This window comes from Shinella sp. HY16 (assembly GCF_028534175.1).
Classification (GTDB): Bacteria; Pseudomonadota; Alphaproteobacteria; order Rhizobiales; family Rhizobiaceae; genus Shinella.
Map to the genome: position 1 here is coordinate 922,809 of NZ_JAHYXL010000002.1, position 17,030 is coordinate 939,838.

The window sequence follows — 17,030 nt, forward strand, 5'->3', positions numbered from 1 at the left end:
GATGTGTTTCCTTGTCAGTTGAAGCTGGAGGTTTTCAGGAATTCGGCGAGCCGCTCGGTCTTCGGTCGCACGAACATCTCCCTCGGGTCGCCCTCTTCGCAGATGACGCCCTGGTTCATGAAGATGACCCGCGAGGAGACCTCGAAGGCAAAGCGCATCTCATGGGTGACGAGCAGCATGGTCATGCCGTCGGCCGCAAGACCCTTGATGACCTGCAGCACCTCGCCGACCAGTTCCGGGTCGAGCGCCGAGGTCACCTCGTCGAACAGCATCAGGCGCGGCGACATGGCGATAGCGCGGGCGATGGCGACGCGCTGCTGCTGGCCGCCGGAAAGCTGCCCGGGATAGTGGTTCGTGCGGGCGGCAAGGCCGACCCGGTCGAGCCATTTCTCGGCGATGGCGCGAGCCTCGGGCTTGGCCATCTTCTTCACCTTGACGAGACCGAGCATGACGTTTTCGGCAGCAGTCATGTGGGGAAAGAGATTGAACTGCTGGAAGGCCATGCCGGTCAGCGCGCGCTGGCGGGCGATCTCCTTCTCGCTCTTGCGCCGACGCTTGGCGCCCTCGGCGTGATAGCCGATCTCCTCGCCGTCGAGGCGGATCGTACCGCCCTGGAATTCCTCCAGCATGTTGATACAGCGCAGCATGGTCGTCTTGCCGGAGCCGGACGAGCCGATGATGGAAATGACCTCGCCCTCCTCCACGGCACAGTCGACGCTCTTCAGCACTTCGTTCTGGCCGTAGGTCTTGCGCAGGCCCTTGATGTCGAGAATGGTCTTGGCCATCGGGGTCTCCTCAGGACGGCAGGGCGGTCTTGCGCTCGACATATTTGCCGAGGCGCTCGATGCCGAAATTGACGATGAAATAGAGGGCGCCGGCCAGGAAATAGAACTGGAGGCTCATGAAGTTGCGCGAGATGATCTCCTGCGTGCGCAGGAGAAGCTCCGCAACGCCGATGACGGACAGGAGCGTCGAGGCCTTCACCATCTCGGCCGCCGTGTTGACCCAGGCCGGCAGGCACTGGCGCAGGGCCTGCGGCCAGAGCACCGAGGTGAAGGTCTGGCCGAAGGTGAGGCCGATCGCCTTGGCCGCCTCGGTCTGCCCCTTCGGAATGGCCTGAAGCGCGCCGCGCACGATCTCGCCGATATGGGACGAGCAGAAGACGGCAAGGGCCAAGACGCCGGCCGAGAAGGGACCGAGATCCACGCCGGCGGCAGCGGAGACGTAGTAGCTCGCCAGAACGAGCACCAGCACCGGCGTGCCGCGGATGATATCCGTATAGGCGCGCACGATGGAGCGCAACACGCGCCCTCCATAGACGAGCGCAAGGCCGACGAGCACGCCGAACAGGGAGCCGGCAACGATGGCGAGCAGGGAAATGGAGACCGTGGTGGCAAGGCCCGTCATGATGACGTAGCGCGCGATCCAGAGCTGTTCGAGAAAGGCAAAGGAGGTCATCCGGGTCTACCTCGGCAGGGCCAGCCGGCGCTCGACCAGGCGGAGCAATGCGGCAATGAGGAAACAGGTGGCGACATAGAGGGCCGAGGTCACCATCCAGGTTTCGATAACGCGGAAGCTCTCGACATTGATCTTGCGCGCCGCGAAGGTCAGCTCCGGCACGGCGATCGCCGCGGCAAGCGAAGTATCCTTGAAGAGCGAGATGACCGTGGAGGAGAGTGAGGGCAGCACGTTGCGCAGCATCAGCGGCGCGATGATCGAGCTGCGGATCTGCATGGGCGTGAGGCCGATGGCAAGCCCCGCCTCTGTCAGCCCGCGCGGAATGGACAGGAGCCCGGCACGAAAGACTTCGGCAAGATAGGCGCCGGAATAGAGCGAAAGCACCAGCACGAAGCTTTCGATCTTGCCCAGCCGGAAGCCCATCTGCGGCAGCGCGAAATAGGCGAAGAGCACCAGCACGAGGATCGGCAGGTTGCGGATGATCGTGACGTAGAGCCGCGCCGGCGCACCGACGAGCCGGTTCTTCGACGTCAGCGCGAAGGCGACGGCAAGGCCGATGGCCGCACCGATGAGGATGGAGATGACGGCAAGGCCGAGGCTCAGGGCAAGGCCGCTGAGCAGGAGATCGAAGCTGCGCCAGACGGCGGCAAAGTTCAGCGTGTAACCCATGGCAGGCTATCCCGATTCGGGGAGCGGGGCAGGCCCCGCTCCCCTGACAATCACTTGAATTCGACCGGGAAGCCGATCTGCGGAGGCGTCAGTTCCTTGCCGAACCAGGTCTTGTAGGACGTGGCGTAGAAATCGAACTCGACGCCGGTCATGGCCTCATGCAGGGCCGTGTTGACGAAGTTCAGCCAGTCCTGGTCGCCACGCTTGACGCCGCAGGCATAGGTCTGCGGGTTCCAGCCGTAGCCGGCATCCTTGTAGCGGCCGGGATTCTGCGTCATGTACCAGGCAAGCGACGACTGGTCGGTGGCGACCGCATCGGAACGTCCGGATTCCAGCGCCTGGTAGATCAGATCGACGGACTCGTACTGGTCGACCGTCGCCTCGGGCAGTGCGGCATGCACCATCGCCTCGGCATAGACGTTCTGCAGAACCGAGATGGTGACGGAGGAACCCGCCGCCTTCAGCGCCGCATAGTCGGCATGCTTGCCGTCCGCCTTCAGCATCAGGCCGACGCCTTCGCGATAATAGGGAATGGTGAAGGCGATCTGCTGGGCGCGCTCGCCCGTCACCGTCATGAACTGGCAGGTGATGTCCACCTTGTCCGTGGTGATGTTCGGGATGCGCGCGTCGGACGACTGGTTGACATACTCGATCTTGTCCGGGTCGCCGAACAGCGCCTTGGCGATGATGCGGCCCATATCGACGTCAAAGCCCTGCAGCTTGTCTTCCGCGCTCTTGAAATGCCAGGGCGCATTCGTGCTGCCGGTACCGAGGACCAGGTGGCCGCGGGCAATGACTTCATCGAGCTTGCTGCCGTCGGCGAGAACCGGCGTGGAAAACAGCGCAGCGGAAACAGCCAGCGTCAGCGCGCCGGCGCGAAAGGAAATGGTCATGGTGCTCCCCCAAAAGAAATTCACATGTCCGATATAATGTACATATGTCTGCTTTATCGGACGAACGCATGAAGCTTGATGAGCGGCCGCTTGTCAATAGGCTTCCCGCGAAAACCACGCGCACCGATACAAAACGGCGTGTTTTGCAACCACATCCGGCAGAACAGGTGGGATATGTCGATCGAGAGCCACGCCTCCAACGACGCCGGTGACGGTTGGAGAAACTGGCAGCGGCGGCGGAGGCCCTCGGATTCCATGAGACGGCGCGGGCGCGCACCAGTCGTCGTGCAAGTGCCATTCGCGCTTGTGCGCCTCGTCCTGGATGATCTGGCCAAGCCTCACGGCACCAGGCCCCGCATCATCGGGATCGAGATAGACAAGACAAATCGCGGGCTATCGTTCCGCCCCTTCCTGGGGCGGCAACGGTTTCAGCTTTCCGGCCCCGGTTCCTCTCGGATACAGTCCTCCGGGAGCCCAACAAACCCATGCCCATGCAGGCAGTGCGGATCGGCGTCACCTTGTGGCCGCCGATCAGGCACCGTTCCGTGACGGCAGGATGGCAATTCCCCTTGAGGTCCTCGACCACAAGCCGTGGAGCCTTGCTTTCGACGCGCCTCCCTATGGGAGAGGCGCGCCATGACAGAGGCTGGACAACCCTATGCCGCGTCCAGCGGGTGCTGCGACCGGAAGCCGACGCAAAGACGGTTCCACACATTGATCGTGCCGATCGCGACCGTCAGCCTCGTTATGTCCGGTTCGGAGAAGAAGGCGCGCAACGGCTCGAAATCCGCATCGGGCGCGCGTGTCTGGGCCACATTGGTGAGGGCTTCGGTCCAGCCGAGGACAGCTCGCTCACGCGCATCGAAGACCGGGGATTCCTGCCAAACGCTGACCATGTTGATCCATTGCTCACTCAGTCCGTCACGACGCGCTTCCTTGACATGCATGTCGACACAGTAAGCGCAGCCGTTGATCTGCGAGGCCCGCAGCTTGATGAGATGCAGGAGGCGGTGGTCGATACCGGAATCCTCCCTCACATACTTTTCCAGCGCGGCGACGGCCTTGTAGGCGTCAGGTGCGGCCTTCGGAAAATCGAAACGGGCCTGCATGGTGTTCTCCTTTTGAGGGTTTGGAATGTCCGGATCAGGCCTTGCTGCCTGACTTTCGTTCGTGGATGTCCAGGAAGGCACAACCTCTTGCGACGATAGTGCCATCGTCCATCGCACCGACATCGGCGAGAATGTCGGCAATGCTCACCCGGCGCAGTTCAGCGCGGTAGGCCTGCTCCGCGCGCAACATCGCCGCATTGATCCCGCAGGGCTTGGTGAGCAGATGGGCGGGCAGAGGGTTTGGCCCGCGCCGCCTGATCTCGTTGCAGCGGAATGCCGGGCCTGCCCCCTCCACAGCGAGCACGATGTCGAGCAGCGTGATCTTTTCGGGGGGCCGCGCGAGCCGGTATCCGCCCTTCGGACCCGGAAGAGTCTGGACAATGCCGGCCCCCGACAGCGCTTGCAGGTGCTTCAAAAGATAGCTCGGCGAAACCCCGTGGAATTCCGCGAGGGCAGCTGCCGACAGAACGCCATCCGCGGAAAGCCCCGAGAGCATCGTCACGCTGTGAATGGCCTGCTCCACGCCATCGCTGAGTTTCATCTTGCACCTCGCTAATCACGGATATTTTTTATCCATGATTACAAGGTTCGTCAAGACGCAACCCGGGCCACCCTGCCGGGGGATGGAAAGGGTTTTCAGTCCCACTCCCCTCGGAAGCGTTTTCGCGTGAAGACCGTTGGGTCAGCCCCCACCGCCCTTATACTGTACGGCTGCACTGCCCGCGGCCTTGAGCTCATCGATCGAGGCGATGCCCATCAAAGCGAGACTGATCGAGATTTCACGGGTCAGGATCGCGATGACCTCGGCGACACCGGCCTCTCCTTGCGCGGCAAGGCCATAGGCATAGGCACGGCCGAGCATCACACCATCGGCGCCGAGCCCCACTGCCTTGAGAATATCGGAACCGCGGCGGATACCGCCGTCCAGCATGAGGCAGAAATCCTGGCCGACGGCGGCGCGGATCGCCGGAAGCGCACCGATGGTGCTCGCCGCACCATCGAGCTGGCGGCCGCCGTGATTGGAGATCACCACGCCATCGCAGCCGAGGTCGCGGGCGGTGACGGCATCCTGTGGCGCGAGGACCCCCTTGACGACCAATTTTCCAGTCCAGCGCTCCCGCAGCCAGGCGATGTCCTTCCAGGACAGCGTCTTGTCGATGCGTCGCGACAGATTGGCCGCCTGTTCCAGGGCGCCACGGCCAAAGTCCGGCCGATGCTCGATCGCCCGGACGGAAGGCATACCGCGGAGTGCGACATCGGCAAGCCAGCGCGGCTTCAACGCCAGCCGGGCGAGAAGCCCCGGCGTCACCCGCGTCAGCGAGCGGAAACCGTTGCGCACGTCCCGTTCGCGAATACCGGTAATGGCCGTGTCGACCGTGACGAACAGTGTATCGACGCCGGCCCCTTCTGCCGCCTGCAAGAACTCCTCGCAAAGCGAGCGATCCTCCAGCACATAGAGCTGGAAATGCAGCGGCCCGTTCGTCACCGCGCGAAGATCGGCAAGCGAGGCGATCGAGAAGGTCGACAGGCAGAAGGGGATACCGACGGCATGGGCGGCACGCACGGTCCTTGCCTCACCATCGCCGGAATAGAGGCCGAGGAAACCGACCGGCCCCAGCATAAACGGCAGGGGATGGCGGCGCCCGAGGTAGGCGGTCGAAAGATCCTGTGGGCGCGGCTCCACCAGCACGGTCTGGCGCAGGCCGTAGCGGGCGAAATCCGACCGGTTCGCCCGCATGGTCTCCTCCTCGAACGACCCGCCATCGATGTAATCGAAGAAGATCTTCGGCAGGCGACGCCGGGCGAGGTCGCGGAAGTCGTGGATGTTGACCGGGGCCATATCAGCCTCTGCCAGGGTCGATCGCGTCGAGGAAGCGGGTGACCACATCCTCCCCCGCCACCGGCTCGCTGCCAGCCATCACAGCAACGGAAAGGCCGATGAGCGAGGATACGGGATTGTGGCTCGTGGCACCGGCGCGAAGGTTCATCACCAGCGTCGGGCAGAGGAAGAGCCCGAGCCTGACGACCCGGCGCCAATCGGCGGGCAGCAGGCCGCGCGCCTTCAGGGTCGCCAGCAAAGGACGCCACAGAGCTTCGGCCTTGACGTCCAGCAGCGCCAGCCGGACCGGGCTCGGCGTGAAGTCCATGGTGACGTGCAGCCGGTCACCCGCAAGGACGGCGCTGGCCTTGTACCGTGCTGCCGCTTCGGCAGGATCGTACAGCCAAAAGGGATGGGCAAGGATGTTGTGGAAGGTTGTCTTCACCTCGGCGAGCAGCGTCGGGATGTCCTCACCGGCAAAGGCCGGATCGAAGAAGGCAAGGCGCGCGGAGCCATCGTGCTCCTCGTACCAGACATTGGCATTGTGGGCATCGCCATGGGCGACGACACCGCCGGCATCTGCGAGACACGCCGGGGCGAGCCGTTGATGTGCGGCGTCGAAAAGTGCGCCGATCCCCTCCTCGTATTCGATGCCGTTGATGATGAAACGGCAGCGCGAAAGCTGGTCCCAGCCAAGCGTGAGCCCGGGGAAGGCAAAATCCCCGCCGACATAGAAGCGCGAAAGCCGCCCGCCGGGATAGCTGCCGGCCGGCGCATCGATCAGGCGCTCGTAGAACAGCCGGTGGATCGGCTCGGCGGCAACCTCGGCGGCACTCACCGGATGCAGCGTGTCGAGATAGACCTTCAGCACGGCCTCGCTCAGCCCGCGCTCGGCCTCGACGGCTTTTTCGCGTGCCGCGACATCGTCCTTCATGTCCAGCGCCCGCAAGACGTCGGAGAAGCGCGGATCGGTACGGCGGCGATAGACGAGGATCTGCTCGCCGGGCAGCACCGACATCAACAACGGCTGGTCCACCGGCAGGCCGGCTTTCGCCAGAATGTCGGCGCGATAATACTCGCCGCTCATCGCCTCCTCCCCCTCTTCCTGGTGGAACTTGAAGAAGAAGGCACCCTCGTCTGTCTCGAAAAAGCCGTTCAGCGAGTTGAGGCTGTACTGGTCGTGATTGATCGCCACATTGCGCGCGTCGATCGCAAAGAGATCGCGCAAGAGGTCGGCCAAAAGCCGCTCCGCCTCCCCGCTTCCGGTCTTGGCGAGCTTCCTGATTTCCGCCGTGCGGCTCTTGGGCTGGGTCATGGCATTCTTTCCGGGTGGACGGGGTTTACTTGCTGCCGTGCAGGTATCGGCTGCCAAGCGAATAGCGGCTGCCGACATAGGTCAGCGTGTTGACGGTGGCGACGACCGGCCCCGTCCAGGTCTTGCGGTGCAGGACGAGGCAGCTGTCACCGGGGCGGATTTGCAGGAGCCGCGCATTCTCCTCGCCGGCCGGCAAAGCGCTGATCAGGTGCTCGACCTCGGTCAGCGGCGTAGCGGTCTGCAGATAGTCGTAGGTCGCAGCAATGCTGAAATCCTGCTCGACATAGCCGGAAACGAGGTCCGGATTGACGTAGCGCTCCTCGAGCTGGACGGGCAGGTCGTTCTCGAAATGAATCAAGACCGAATGGTCGACGGGCCGGACGGCTTCGAACTCGAAGGCGAGCAGCAGCTCCGGATCCGGCCGCTTGATGCGTTCCAGCACGACCACCTCGGCCCGGTGGCGGCTGCCGCGCGCCTTGATCTCGGTGATGATGTTGCTGATCTCGATCAGCGTCGATTGCGGCTTGGGCGGCGCAACGAAGGTGCCGACGCCCTGGATGCGGCGCAGGTGCCCCTCCGAGGTCAGTTCCCTTAAGGCCCGGTGTACAGTCATGCGCGAGACGCCGAGCGCGGAGACGAGCTCGTTCTCCGACGGGAGCCGGCTGTTGCGGCTCCATTTGCCGCTGCCGATATTGCCGAGGACGAAATCCTTGACCTTCTCGTAGAGCGGCGATGCCGAATCCGAAAGCGTGTTCATGGTTCACTGTCTCCACCGGCATGAAGGGCCGGCAACCGGAATGACGCAGCGGTTAGTCGGCCACCGCGACGATTGTCTTCAGCGCCCGGCTTTCTCCCCGCAAAAGCCGCTCATAGGCCGCCGGTACCGCATCGAGCCCCGGCAGGACCTCGATCAAGCGCTCAAGCGCCGGGGAAAGCTCGGCAAGCAGGCCGACAGCCTCAGAAAGTTCGCCCGCGAAAGCGTGACAGCCGACGAGCGCAATTTCCCGCTCAACGAGGGTGTTGGGGTCGAGATCAAGCTTGCCGTGGCCGATGCCCACGAGGGCCAGCGCGCCGCCGCCGGAGAGAAGGTCCAGCACACCGGCAATGGCCCGGACACTGCCCGTCGCATCAAGCGCATAGCGCAGCCGCCGGCCGGAAAGCGCCGTGTCGAGGGCATCCCGCTCCAGGGCAACCACCGTACCGCCCGCCACCACCTTTACCAGCGCCGCCTTTTCAGGATTGAGGTCTGCGAGAAGAAGCGGGCCGTCGTGTAGACGCGAGAGCAGCAGCGCACTCAGCCCGCCGATCGTGCCGCAGCCGACGACGAGCACCGGCTCCCCCGCCGGAGCGGCCAGCCGGCGTACGGCATGGAGCGCCACCGCCAGCGGTTCGGCCATCGCGGCGACACGCGGCGAAAGCGCCGCATCATGGCGCAGCACGAGATGGGCAGGCAGTTGCACCGCCTCGGCAAAGCCTCCATCGCAGGCTTCGCCGACAAAGCCGAGGCTTTCGCAGACATTGACGCGCCCGCTGCGGCAGGCCGGGCAGGTGCCGCATCCAACGCGGGAATCCGCACAGACCATATCGCCGACGGCGACATGGCCGACGCCCTCTCCGACCGCCGTCACGCGGCCACAGAACTCATGCCCCGCCGTCGAAGGCCGGCGTGTGATCCACTGGCCGGTGCGGTAGTTGTGCAGGTCGGAGCCGCAGATGCCGGCGGCCCGGACCGCGAGATTGACGAAGCCGGCAGACGGTGCGGAAAGCGGGGCCACCGCCTCCACCCGCAGGTCCTTCGCATCGTGGAGCCGCACCGCCTTCATGGCCTCAGCCGCCCTTCTTCAGATAGGTCTGGCGCAACGGCGACACGGCCAGCGCATGGGACGAAAAGCCCTCGTAGACCGCCAGATTGTGCGAATGCCGCGCGAACTCCGGATAGGCTGGCGCGGTGACATAGCCGATCGAGCTGCGCTTGACGAAATCGGTAACGGAGAGCGGACCGAAAGTGCGGGCCCAGCGGCTCGTCGGCAGGACCGCGTTCGGCCCGAGCGAGAAGTTGGCGATGCTGACCGGGGTATACGTGCCCATCAAAATCTCCGACGCCTCGGTGATGTGGCCGAGATGGATGAAGGGCTCTTCCGAGAGGAGCTCGAGATGCTCCGGCGCATAGGCGTTGACGAAGGCGTAGCTTTCCTCGATCGAGCTCGTAAGCACGATGCCGCCCGTCTTGCCGGTCAGCACAGCCTTGGAGAAGGCGACGCGCTGCTCCGACATGCGCGCCCAGTGGTCCGGCAGGGCGGCAAGCGCCTCCTCCGCGACCCGGCGACTGTGGGTGACGAGGTAGGCAGACGAATCCGGGCCGTGTTCGGCCTCGATCAAGAGATCGAGCGCGGCAAGCCCGCCATGCACCGTTTCATCGGCAAGGATCATCACCTCCGAAGGGCCGGCTGGAAGGCCGGTATCGATGACACCGGACAGCGAGCGCTTGGCGGCGACCACCCAGGGGCTGCCCGGCCCGACGATCTTCAGCGCCGGTTTGACGGTTTCGGTACCGTAGGCGACCGCGGCCACGGCCTGGGCCCCGCCGACCTTGTAGACCGTCTCCACGCCGGCAAGGCGCGCGGCGACCAGCGTCGCGGCATCGACAGAGCCGTCCGGCGCCGGCGGCGTGACGATGGCAAGGTTCGGCACGCCGGCCACGACAGCGGGGACCGAGGTCATCATCGTCACCGAGGGGAAGGAGCCCTTACCGCGCGGCACATAGAGGGCGACCGACTGGATGGGCGTAAAACGGTCACCGGCAAAGGCGCCGGGCCGGATCTCCTTCAGCCACATGGCCTCCGGCTTCTGCTCCTCATGGAAGGTGCGGATGTTGTCGATACCGAACTGGATGGATTCCACGACGCTCGCATCGACCAGCTTGAAGGCCGCGTCGAACTCCGCCTCGGTGACCTTGAGGTTGGCTTCGGTCACGGCGGCCTTGTCGAGCTCGCGCCCGAAACGCGCCAGCGCCTTGTCGCCTTCGGTGCGCACGGCCTCCAGGATCGGCGCGACCTTCTCGATGAAGCTCGAAATATCGCTCTCCGACCGGCGCAGGAGGGCCGCCTTCTCCTCGGCGTTGAGCCTGGAATACTCGTAGAAAGACACTGATGTCATCGTCTTGTCCTTATGGCTGGCCCCTAAGGGCCGAAGGGTCACTTCGATTTGAGGAAGATGTCGAGACCGACCAAGCGATCGAGCAGGGCGATCGCCACGGCGGCGCAGGCGATGAAGACCACCGAGATGGCGGCCAGATCCGGCGTGATGATCGACCGGATGGAATTGTAGATCTGCACCGGCAGCGTAACGCTTCGGGCATCCACCAGGAGCAGGCTGACCAGGAACTCGTTGAGCGCGAGGATGAACATCAGGAGCGAGCCGGTGATGACGCCCGGCAGCACCGCCGGAAGCGTGATGTAGAGGAAACGCTGCACGGGCGGCGCCCCGCAATTGGCCGCCGCCAGCTCCAGGTCGGGCGAGAGGTTGCTGGCACTCGCAGTTACGGCCCAGATCATGAAGGGCAGGTTGATGACGCAGCAGGCAATGCCGACGGGCCACAGCTTGCCGAGCACGCCGGCATTGCCGAAGACCAGCATCAGGCCGATACCGGAGCCGATCAACGGGATGGTGAAGGGCAGCAGCAGATAGATCTGGATGGAGCGGGCGAAGCGCACGCGGTACTTGGCAAGGGCGATGCCGGCAAGCGTGCCGACGGGGATGGCGACGATGGTGCAGATGGTGGCGACGATCAGCGAGCGCAGGAATGCCTGCCGGAGATCGCTTGCCTGCAAAATCGCGCCATACCATTTGAGAGAGAGGCCGTCCGGCGGGAAGGTGATGATGTTGCCGGCCGTGAACGAGGCGCCAAGCACCACGATGGTGGGCGCGGAGAGCATGAGAAGCGCGGCGACGACGAAGGTCCACAAGACGACGGATTTGCTGCGGCTGCCGGTCATTTACGCGTCTCCCCCATGGCAAGCGTGCCGGCGCCGAAGAGCATGAAGACGACCCCGACGAGGATGGATCCGACGGCGACGAGCATCAGCGACAGCGTCGCGCCGAGCCCCTGATCGGAGGTGCGGAAGAACTGGTCGTAGATCGCATTGGCGATGAAATCCTGGGTGCCGCCGCCAAGGATGGCGGGGATGGCGAAGTCCGTCAGCGACAGCGTGACGACGACGAGGCCGGCGCCGACAAGGCCCGGACGGGACAAAGGCAGCACGACATGGCGGAAGGTGCGCACCCAACCGGCGCCAAGCGAGGCGGCAGCAGCCTCCAGCTCGTTCGGGATGGCCGTCAGCGCCGGAGCCAGCATCAGCACCGCGAAGGGCAGCATGTATTGCACGAGGCCGAACAGCACGGCCGGATAATTGTAGAGCAGCCGCATCGGCGGTACACCGACGAGCCCCAGCGCCTCGTTGACCATGCCCTGGTTGCCGAGGATGATGAGCCAACCATAGGCGCGCACGACCTGGCCGATGAAGAACGGCAGGAAGAGAGCGACCAGCAGGAACTTGCGCAGCGCCGAGGAGGGCGTGCGCACCATCAGGTAGGCATAGGGGAAGGCAAAGAGCAGCGTAACCGCGGTGACGATCAGCGAGCCCATCAGGCTGCGGCCGGCCACCGTCGCAAAGAAACTCTCCGTCAACGCACGCTGGTAGTTGGCGAGCGTGTAGGTCTCCGACATCAGAAACGTGCTGGTATCGAGCGTCCTGAGGCTCGTATCGCCGATTTGCAGGAGGCCGAGCACCAGCAGCCCCACCAGAACGATCGCCGGCATGAGCATGAGATAGGGCAAGCCCCGCTGGAAACTCGATGGCCAGACGGCGGCCGCAAGGCGTTCGAGCATATCCATGACACGCCATGTCACGGGATATGCGGCACGGGGAGTGCGCATGAACCGATCCTCTTAACGAAAGGAGAGTGCCCGCCGCCGATGGTGTGCGGCGGGCAGACAGGGCATCAGCCCTGCATGATTTCCTTGAACTTGGCGAACCACTGGCTCTCGTTCTCGACCTGCACCTTGGACGAGATGCGGATGAGGTGCTTGAAGGCCTCTTCCGTGGTCGGGTAGGACGGGTCGTTGACGAGATCGGCCGGCGGGGTAAGGCCGGGCACGACGCCGGGCAGGCCGAGACCGTCGAGCCAGACCTGCTGGGCTTCCTTGGTCAGCGCATGGTTGATGTACTGCTTGGCCCAGTAGAGTTCGTTTTCCGGCAGGCCCTTCGGGATCCACAGGCCGTCCGTATCGAACTTGGCGCCCTCTTCCGGCACCACCCAGGCAAGCTCGATGCCGTTCTTCTTGGCTTCGCGCACATTGGTCGAAATGGTGCAGGCGGCGTCGATCTCACCCTTCTGGAACCACGTGGTGAAGTCCGGATCCTCGCCGAGCAGTGGCTGCTGCTCCTTGATCTTCGAGATGAAGTCCCAGGCCGGCTGCATGTTGCCGGGAATGTCCTCCAGCTTGCCGCCGCCGGCGACCTGCGCCGGAAAGTGGAAGCCGATGCCGTCGTTGTAGAGCGCGATGCGGCCCTTCAGCTTCGGATCAAGAAGATCCTTCCAGGACTTCGGTGCACCGTTCGGGAAGGCCGACGGGCGGTAGGCCAGCACGTAGACATAACCATAGGTGTTGACGATCGGATAGCCATCGAGCCCGACGGGCTTGGCAAGATCGGTGGTGTTCTTGAGGTTCGGCAAGTCCGACAGGTCTTCCGTCACACCGCGCAGCGCCGACTTGGTAGCGTTGGTGGTCGTGTCCCAGTTGATGTGGATCGGCGGCACACGCTTCTGGGCGACGGCAGCCCAGACCTTCGGCTGGATCTCGTTGTCTTCCGTCAGGTCATGACGGACGGCAATCCCCGTCGCCTTGGTGAAGCTGTCGGAAACACCGGCCTTCAGCGCCTCGACCCAGCTTCCGCCCCAGGCGCGGACGATGATCTCGGCCGGCTTTTCAGGCTCCTGGGCAAAGGCGCGGCTGACGCCGAGCGTCGAAAGACCTGCGGACGCACCGGCCGCGGCCATCGACGCCAGCAGCGTGCGGCGACGGATCTGCATGGAAGAAAATTTATCATGCGACATTACGCGTTCTCCTCTGGCTCAGCCTTCGTTGGTTATCTTGCAAAGACATGCATGTCCCTCGCATTCCAGCCGAGGCGTACCGCGTCGCCCGGGCCGAACTGCAAATGGGATTCGGGGTCGTGATCGAAGACGCGCATCATGACGTCGCCGAGCTGTGGAACCCGGATTTCATAGACGACGCGCTCGCCCTCGAAGATGCAGTCGTCCACGCGGCCATCGACAACGGTTTCGAGGCCATCCAGCCGACCGTTCCTGGGCGCGACGCGGATCTGCTCGGCCCGCACCGCGCCGGTGCCGGCCTTTCCGGTCGCAAGCGTTGCGTCCGCCGCAAGACCGGCAAGGCGAAGACCGCTGGCTTCGATCGTCGCGCGCGCTCCGGCAAGCTCGACCACCCTGCCCTCGATGAAGTTGGTGACGCCGATGAAGTTGGCGACGAAAGCGTTCGAGGGCGCACGATAGGCATCCACCGGGCGCGCCTTCTGCTGGATCGAGCCACCGTCCATGACGACGATCTCATCGGAAACGACAAGTGCCTCGCGCTGGTCGTGTGTGACGTTGATCGTCGTGACGCCGAGCTCCTTCTGGATGCGGCGGAACTCCAGCTGCATTTCCTCGCGCAGCTTGCGGTCGAGCGCGGCAAGCGGCTCGTCGAGCAGCAGGAGATCCGGCTCGAACACCAGGGCACGGGCAATGGCCACGCGTTGCTGCTGGCCGCCGGAAAGCTCGTTGATACGCCGGTTTCCGTAGCCGCCAAGGCGGACGAGATCGAGATAGCGCTCCACCTTCTCCGGTATGCGGCGGGCATCGTGGCGGCGCATCTTCAACGGGAAGGCGACATTCTCCCCCGCTGTCATGTGCGGGAAAAGCGCCAGTTTCTGGAACACCATGCCGATAGCCCGGCCATGCGGCGGCACGGCGCTGACAGGCTGGCCATTGATGAAGATCTCGCCGCCGGTCGGGCGATCGAAGCCGGCGATCATGCGCAGCAAGGTCGTCTTGCCGGATCCCGAAGGCCCGAGGATGGTGAGAAACCGGCCTTTCGGCAGATCGAAGGATGCGCTCTTTACGGCATGGACATTGCCGAAGACCATGCTGACATCTTTGACGGAGACCGCAATCCGGTCGAGCGGCTCGGCCGCACGCTGTTCGACATCGACAACGCCCATGACATTCCCCTGTGCTGCCCTACCGGCGACGCAGGGGCGCTGGAAGGCTTCCTCTTGCCACTACGGCCGCGGGCGGGCGACCGAGCATCTCGTAAGGTTGTCTATACATATGCATACAAGCTCCGTCAACCAAATATGCGCATTTTTTGCACTGCAAAACTATCCGCCTAAATTTTGTGCAATAGCGAAAAATCGCCTCTCACGCCTGCCTCTAAAGACGGCACGAGCGATACAAGGCGCTGGCGCTGTCAGATCGAGGCAAGGTAGCCGCCATCGACCGGAATGCAATGGCCGGTGACATAGGCGGCCGCATCACTGCACAGGAAAACCGCCACACCGCCGATATCGCCTTCACCACCAAAGCGGCGTTGCGGGATCTTGTCCAGCATCCGCGTCTGCCACTCCTCGTTCTCGTAGAACGCCTCCGTCATGGCCGTGCGGAAGTAGCCGGGGGCAATGGCGTTGACGCGAATATTGTGCGGCGCCCACTCCGTGGCAAGCGCCCGCGTCACGCCGAGAAGACCCGATTTCGACGCTCCATAGGGCACCGCCGTCGGAATGCCGACATAGGAGGTCAGCGAGCAGAGATTGACGATCGCGCCGCCACCGGACCTGGCCATGATGCGGCCCGCCGCCTGCGCACAGAAGAAGGCGCCCTTCAGATTCGTCGAGAGGATCGATTCCCACAGGGCCTCATCGACATCGAAGGAGGGGCGGACATTTTCGAAGCCGGCATTGTTGATGAGGATGTCGAGGCCGCCCAGCGCATCGGCCGCCACGGCCGTCACGGCCGCACTGGCCTCCACGTCGCGGACATCCTGCACGAGCGCCACGCAGCGCCGTCCGGCTTTTTCCACCAGCGCCCGGGTCTCCGCCAGCCCCTCAAGCGCACGCGCCGTGACGGCGACATCGGCCCCGGCTTCGGCAAGCGCCACCGCAATGGCCTGGCCGATCCCGCGGCTGGCCCCGGTGACAAGCGCGCGGCGGCTGGAGAGATCGAAGATCGGACGGTTCATGGCGGCACCTCGATTGACTTCCTGCCAGAGGACAGCACTTCCGCAAGAAAATGTCTATACATATATACAGATCAAAATTCCGGGCGTATGAATGCGGCATGGCAAACCGATCGCATGGAGCCGCAAAATGGCAGACCCTTCAAGCCTGATCCGCGGAGAAATCCGCTCTATCCCGCCCTACAATGCCGGACTGACGCTCGAAGAAGTGCGGGCCACGTATCAGGTGGATACCATCGCCAAGCTCGGCTCCAACGAGAACCCCCTTGGCCCCTCGCCGGCCTTGCGACGGCTGTTTTCCGACATCGGCGAACTCGCCCGCCTCTATCCCGATCCGCAGGGCCGCGCCCTCTGCACCCGGCTCGCCGCCAGCTTCGGCGTCGATAGCCGGCAGGTCATCCTCGGCAACGGCTCGGAAGACCTGATCGGCGTCATCTGCCGCTCGGTCGTGCGCCCCGGCGACACAGTCGCGACGCTCTACCCCTCCTTCCCGTTGCATGAAGACTATACGGCGCTGATGGGTGGCTTGATCGAGCGCGTGCCGGTGACCGAGAACCTGACCATCGACATGGCGGCGCTCCTTGCCGCCGCAGCCCGCAAGCCGCGCATGCTGATGTTCTCCAACCCGATGAACCCGGTCGGCTGCTGGCTGACACCGGACGAGCTGGCGGCAGTCATCGCCGCGCTCGACGCAGAGACGCTGCTGGTCATCGACGAGGCCTATGCGGAATATGCCGCCGGCGACGACTATCCGTCGGCGATCGACATGCTCAAGGGCAAGGATATCCCCTGGGTGGTGCTGCGCACCTTCTCCAAGGCCTACGGCCTCGCGGGCCTGCGTATCGGCTACGGCGTCGTCAGCGACACCGGCCTCTGCGATTTTTTCAACCGCGCCCGCACCCCGTTCAACACCAACGCAATTGCCCAAGCCTCGGCGGTCGCCGCCCTCGAAGACCTGGATCACCTCGCGCAATCGGTCAAGAGCGCCCTTGCGGAACGGGAACGGCTGAAGACGGCCCTCGCTGCCGCCGGCTACCGGATCGCGCCGTCGAAAGGGAACTTCCTGTTCGTCGATGCCGGAAAGAACGCTTCGGATCTGGCCGTAGCGCTGCTGAAGCGTGGCGTCATCGTCAAACCTTGGAAGCAACCCGGCTTCGAGACATTCATCCGTGTCAGCATCGGCTCGCGGGAGGAGAACGACCATTTCCTTCGCGCACTTGCGGATGCGGAGGGCGTGGACGCGGCGAAATCTGCCGGGTAGCCGAAGACGAGAACATCGTCGGGAGGCTTTCCCAACTCGCTTCGACGTGAGGACGGCGATCCACCCCGGACAAACGCATGCCGCCTGCCCGAGGAGGTCAGTCTCGAGCAGGCGGCAGTGGAAACGGTATGGGCAGGTCTCCTCCGTATCCGCGCCAATGATAGTGCGCGGACTTTGTGGCAGTTCGGCGGGAAGCTTACAAAAATTCAA

At 64.1% G+C, this 17,030-nt stretch carries 17 protein-coding genes; 1 reads left to right on the forward strand and 16 read right to left on the reverse strand.

The annotated features are described in order from the left end of the window. Positions 1-14: 14 nt before the first annotated feature. From K0P03_RS24790 to K0P03_RS24865, 16 genes are all read right to left on the reverse strand, one after another. Positions 15-785, reverse strand: coding sequence for an amino acid ABC transporter ATP-binding protein (locus K0P03_RS24790; RefSeq protein WP_023512890.1), 771 nt, complete (start codon positions 783-785; stop codon positions 15-17). 10 nt (positions 786-795) lie between these two features. Next, the gene (locus K0P03_RS24795; RefSeq protein ID WP_272790873.1) at positions 796-1,458 is read right to left on the reverse strand and encodes an amino acid ABC transporter permease; all 663 of its coding nucleotides are present in this window, start codon (positions 1,456-1,458) and stop codon (positions 796-798) included. A gap of 6 nt (positions 1,459-1,464) precedes the next feature. Further along, entirely contained in the window at positions 1,465-2,127 is a 663-nt protein-coding gene (locus K0P03_RS24800) for an amino acid ABC transporter permease (RefSeq protein WP_023512892.1), read from the reverse strand. 50 nt (positions 2,128-2,177) lie between these two features. Further along, positions 2,178-3,020: a transporter substrate-binding domain-containing protein gene (locus tag K0P03_RS24805; protein WP_023512893.1), complete on the reverse strand. Its 843-nt coding sequence runs from the start codon at positions 3,018-3,020 to the stop codon at positions 2,178-2,180. A gap of 656 nt (positions 3,021-3,676) precedes the next feature. Beyond that, on the reverse strand, positions 3,677-4,129 hold the full coding sequence (locus K0P03_RS24810) for a carboxymuconolactone decarboxylase family protein (RefSeq protein WP_023513481.1): 453 nt from the start codon (positions 4,127-4,129) through the stop codon (positions 3,677-3,679). A gap of 34 nt (positions 4,130-4,163) precedes the next feature. Beyond that, a complete protein-coding gene (locus K0P03_RS24815) occupies positions 4,164-4,670 on the reverse strand; it encodes an RrF2 family transcriptional regulator (RefSeq protein WP_050745655.1) in 507 nt (168 codons plus the stop codon). A 141-nt stretch (positions 4,671-4,811) separates the two neighbouring features. Next, positions 4,812-5,969 carry an alpha-hydroxy acid oxidase gene (locus K0P03_RS24820; protein WP_272790874.1) on the reverse strand — a complete coding sequence of 386 codons (1,158 nt, stop codon included), beginning with the start codon at positions 5,967-5,969 and terminating at the stop codon, positions 4,812-4,814. Between the two features lies 1 nt (position 5,970). Then, positions 5,971-7,263: a hypothetical protein gene (locus K0P03_RS24825; RefSeq protein ID WP_272790875.1), complete on the reverse strand. Its 1,293-nt coding sequence runs from the start codon at positions 7,261-7,263 to the stop codon at positions 5,971-5,973. Positions 7,264-7,288: 25 nt separating this feature from the next. Next, positions 7,289-8,020, reverse strand: coding sequence for a histidine utilization repressor (gene hutC, locus K0P03_RS24830; protein ID WP_023513485.1), 732 nt, complete (start codon positions 8,018-8,020; stop codon positions 7,289-7,291). A 52-nt stretch (positions 8,021-8,072) separates the two neighbouring features. Next, complete coding sequence (locus K0P03_RS24835; protein ID WP_272790876.1) at positions 8,073-9,086, reverse strand: zinc-dependent alcohol dehydrogenase; 1,014 nt, start codon at positions 9,084-9,086, stop codon at positions 8,073-8,075. A gap of 4 nt (positions 9,087-9,090) precedes the next feature. Continuing rightward, entirely contained in the window at positions 9,091-10,419 is a 1,329-nt protein-coding gene (gene hisD, locus K0P03_RS24840; protein ID WP_272790877.1) for a histidinol dehydrogenase, read from the reverse strand. 38 nt (positions 10,420-10,457) lie between these two features. After that, on the reverse strand, positions 10,458-11,258 hold the full coding sequence (locus K0P03_RS24845; protein WP_023513488.1) for an ABC transporter permease: 801 nt from the start codon (positions 11,256-11,258) through the stop codon (positions 10,458-10,460). Further along, positions 11,255-12,199 carry an ABC transporter permease gene (locus K0P03_RS24850; RefSeq protein ID WP_023513489.1) on the reverse strand — a complete coding sequence of 315 codons (945 nt, stop codon included), beginning with the start codon at positions 12,197-12,199 and terminating at the stop codon, positions 11,255-11,257. The genes K0P03_RS24845 and K0P03_RS24850 overlap by 4 nt, the downstream gene beginning before the upstream one ends. Positions 12,200-12,264: 65 nt before the next feature. Then, the gene (locus K0P03_RS24855) at positions 12,265-13,380 is read right to left on the reverse strand and encodes an ABC transporter substrate-binding protein (protein WP_023513490.1); all 1,116 of its coding nucleotides are present in this window, start codon (positions 13,378-13,380) and stop codon (positions 12,265-12,267) included. 32 nt (positions 13,381-13,412) lie between these two features. Beyond that, a complete protein-coding gene (locus K0P03_RS24860) occupies positions 13,413-14,546 on the reverse strand; it encodes an ABC transporter ATP-binding protein (RefSeq protein WP_272790878.1) in 1,134 nt (377 codons plus the stop codon). 248 nt (positions 14,547-14,794) lie between these two features. Further along, entirely contained in the window at positions 14,795-15,562 is a 768-nt protein-coding gene (locus K0P03_RS24865; RefSeq protein ID WP_023517073.1) for an SDR family NAD(P)-dependent oxidoreductase, read from the reverse strand. A 127-nt stretch (positions 15,563-15,689) separates the two neighbouring features. Between K0P03_RS24865 and K0P03_RS24870 the strand changes: the two genes are divergently transcribed. Then, the gene (locus K0P03_RS24870) at positions 15,690-16,820 is read left to right on the forward strand and encodes a histidinol-phosphate transaminase (protein ID WP_272790879.1); all 1,131 of its coding nucleotides are present in this window, start codon (positions 15,690-15,692) and stop codon (positions 16,818-16,820) included. Positions 16,821-17,030: the final 210 nt, after the last annotated feature.

Coding starts and splice junctions, on each gene's coding strand:
- hutC (WP_023513485.1), bottom strand. CDS start 8,020: ATGAACACGCTTTCGGATTCGGCATCGCCGCTCTACGAGAAGGTCAAG.
- K0P03_RS24835 (WP_272790876.1), bottom strand. CDS start 9,086: ATGAAGGCGGTGCGGCTCCACGATGCGAAGGACCTGCGGGTGGAGGCG.
- K0P03_RS24850 (WP_023513489.1), bottom strand. CDS start 12,199: ATGCGCACTCCCCGTGCCGCATATCCCGTGACATGGCGTGTCATGGAT.
- K0P03_RS24795 (WP_272790873.1), bottom strand. CDS start 1,458: ATGACCTCCTTTGCCTTTCTCGAACAGCTCTGGATCGCGCGCTACGTC.
- K0P03_RS24855 (WP_023513490.1), bottom strand. CDS start 13,380: ATGTCGCATGATAAATTTTCTTCCATGCAGATCCGTCGCCGCACGCTG.
- K0P03_RS24845 (WP_023513488.1), bottom strand. CDS start 11,258: ATGACCGGCAGCCGCAGCAAATCCGTCGTCTTGTGGACCTTCGTCGTC.
- hisD (WP_272790877.1), bottom strand. CDS start 10,419: ATGACATCAGTGTCTTTCTACGAGTATTCCAGGCTCAACGCCGAGGAG.
- K0P03_RS24825 (WP_272790875.1), bottom strand. CDS start 7,263: ATGACCCAGCCCAAGAGCCGCACGGCGGAAATCAGGAAGCTCGCCAAG.
- K0P03_RS24810 (WP_023513481.1), bottom strand. CDS start 4,129: ATGCAGGCCCGTTTCGATTTTCCGAAGGCCGCACCTGACGCCTACAAG.
- K0P03_RS24820 (WP_272790874.1), bottom strand. CDS start 5,969: ATGGCCCCGGTCAACATCCACGACTTCCGCGACCTCGCCCGGCGTCGC.
- K0P03_RS24800 (WP_023512892.1), bottom strand. CDS start 2,127: ATGGGTTACACGCTGAACTTTGCCGCCGTCTGGCGCAGCTTCGATCTC.
- K0P03_RS24865 (WP_023517073.1), bottom strand. CDS start 15,562: ATGAACCGTCCGATCTTCGATCTCTCCAGCCGCCGCGCGCTTGTCACC.
- K0P03_RS24805 (WP_023512893.1), bottom strand. CDS start 3,020: ATGACCATTTCCTTTCGCGCCGGCGCGCTGACGCTGGCTGTTTCCGCT.
- K0P03_RS24790 (WP_023512890.1), bottom strand. CDS start 785: ATGGCCAAGACCATTCTCGACATCAAGGGCCTGCGCAAGACCTACGGC.
- K0P03_RS24870 (WP_272790879.1), top strand. CDS start 15,690: ATGGCAGACCCTTCAAGCCTGATCCGCGGAGAAATCCGCTCTATCCCG.
- K0P03_RS24860 (WP_272790878.1), bottom strand. CDS start 14,546: ATGGGCGTTGTCGATGTCGAACAGCGTGCGGCCGAGCCGCTCGACCGG.
- K0P03_RS24815 (WP_050745655.1), bottom strand. CDS start 4,670: ATGAAACTCAGCGATGGCGTGGAGCAGGCCATTCACAGCGTGACGATG.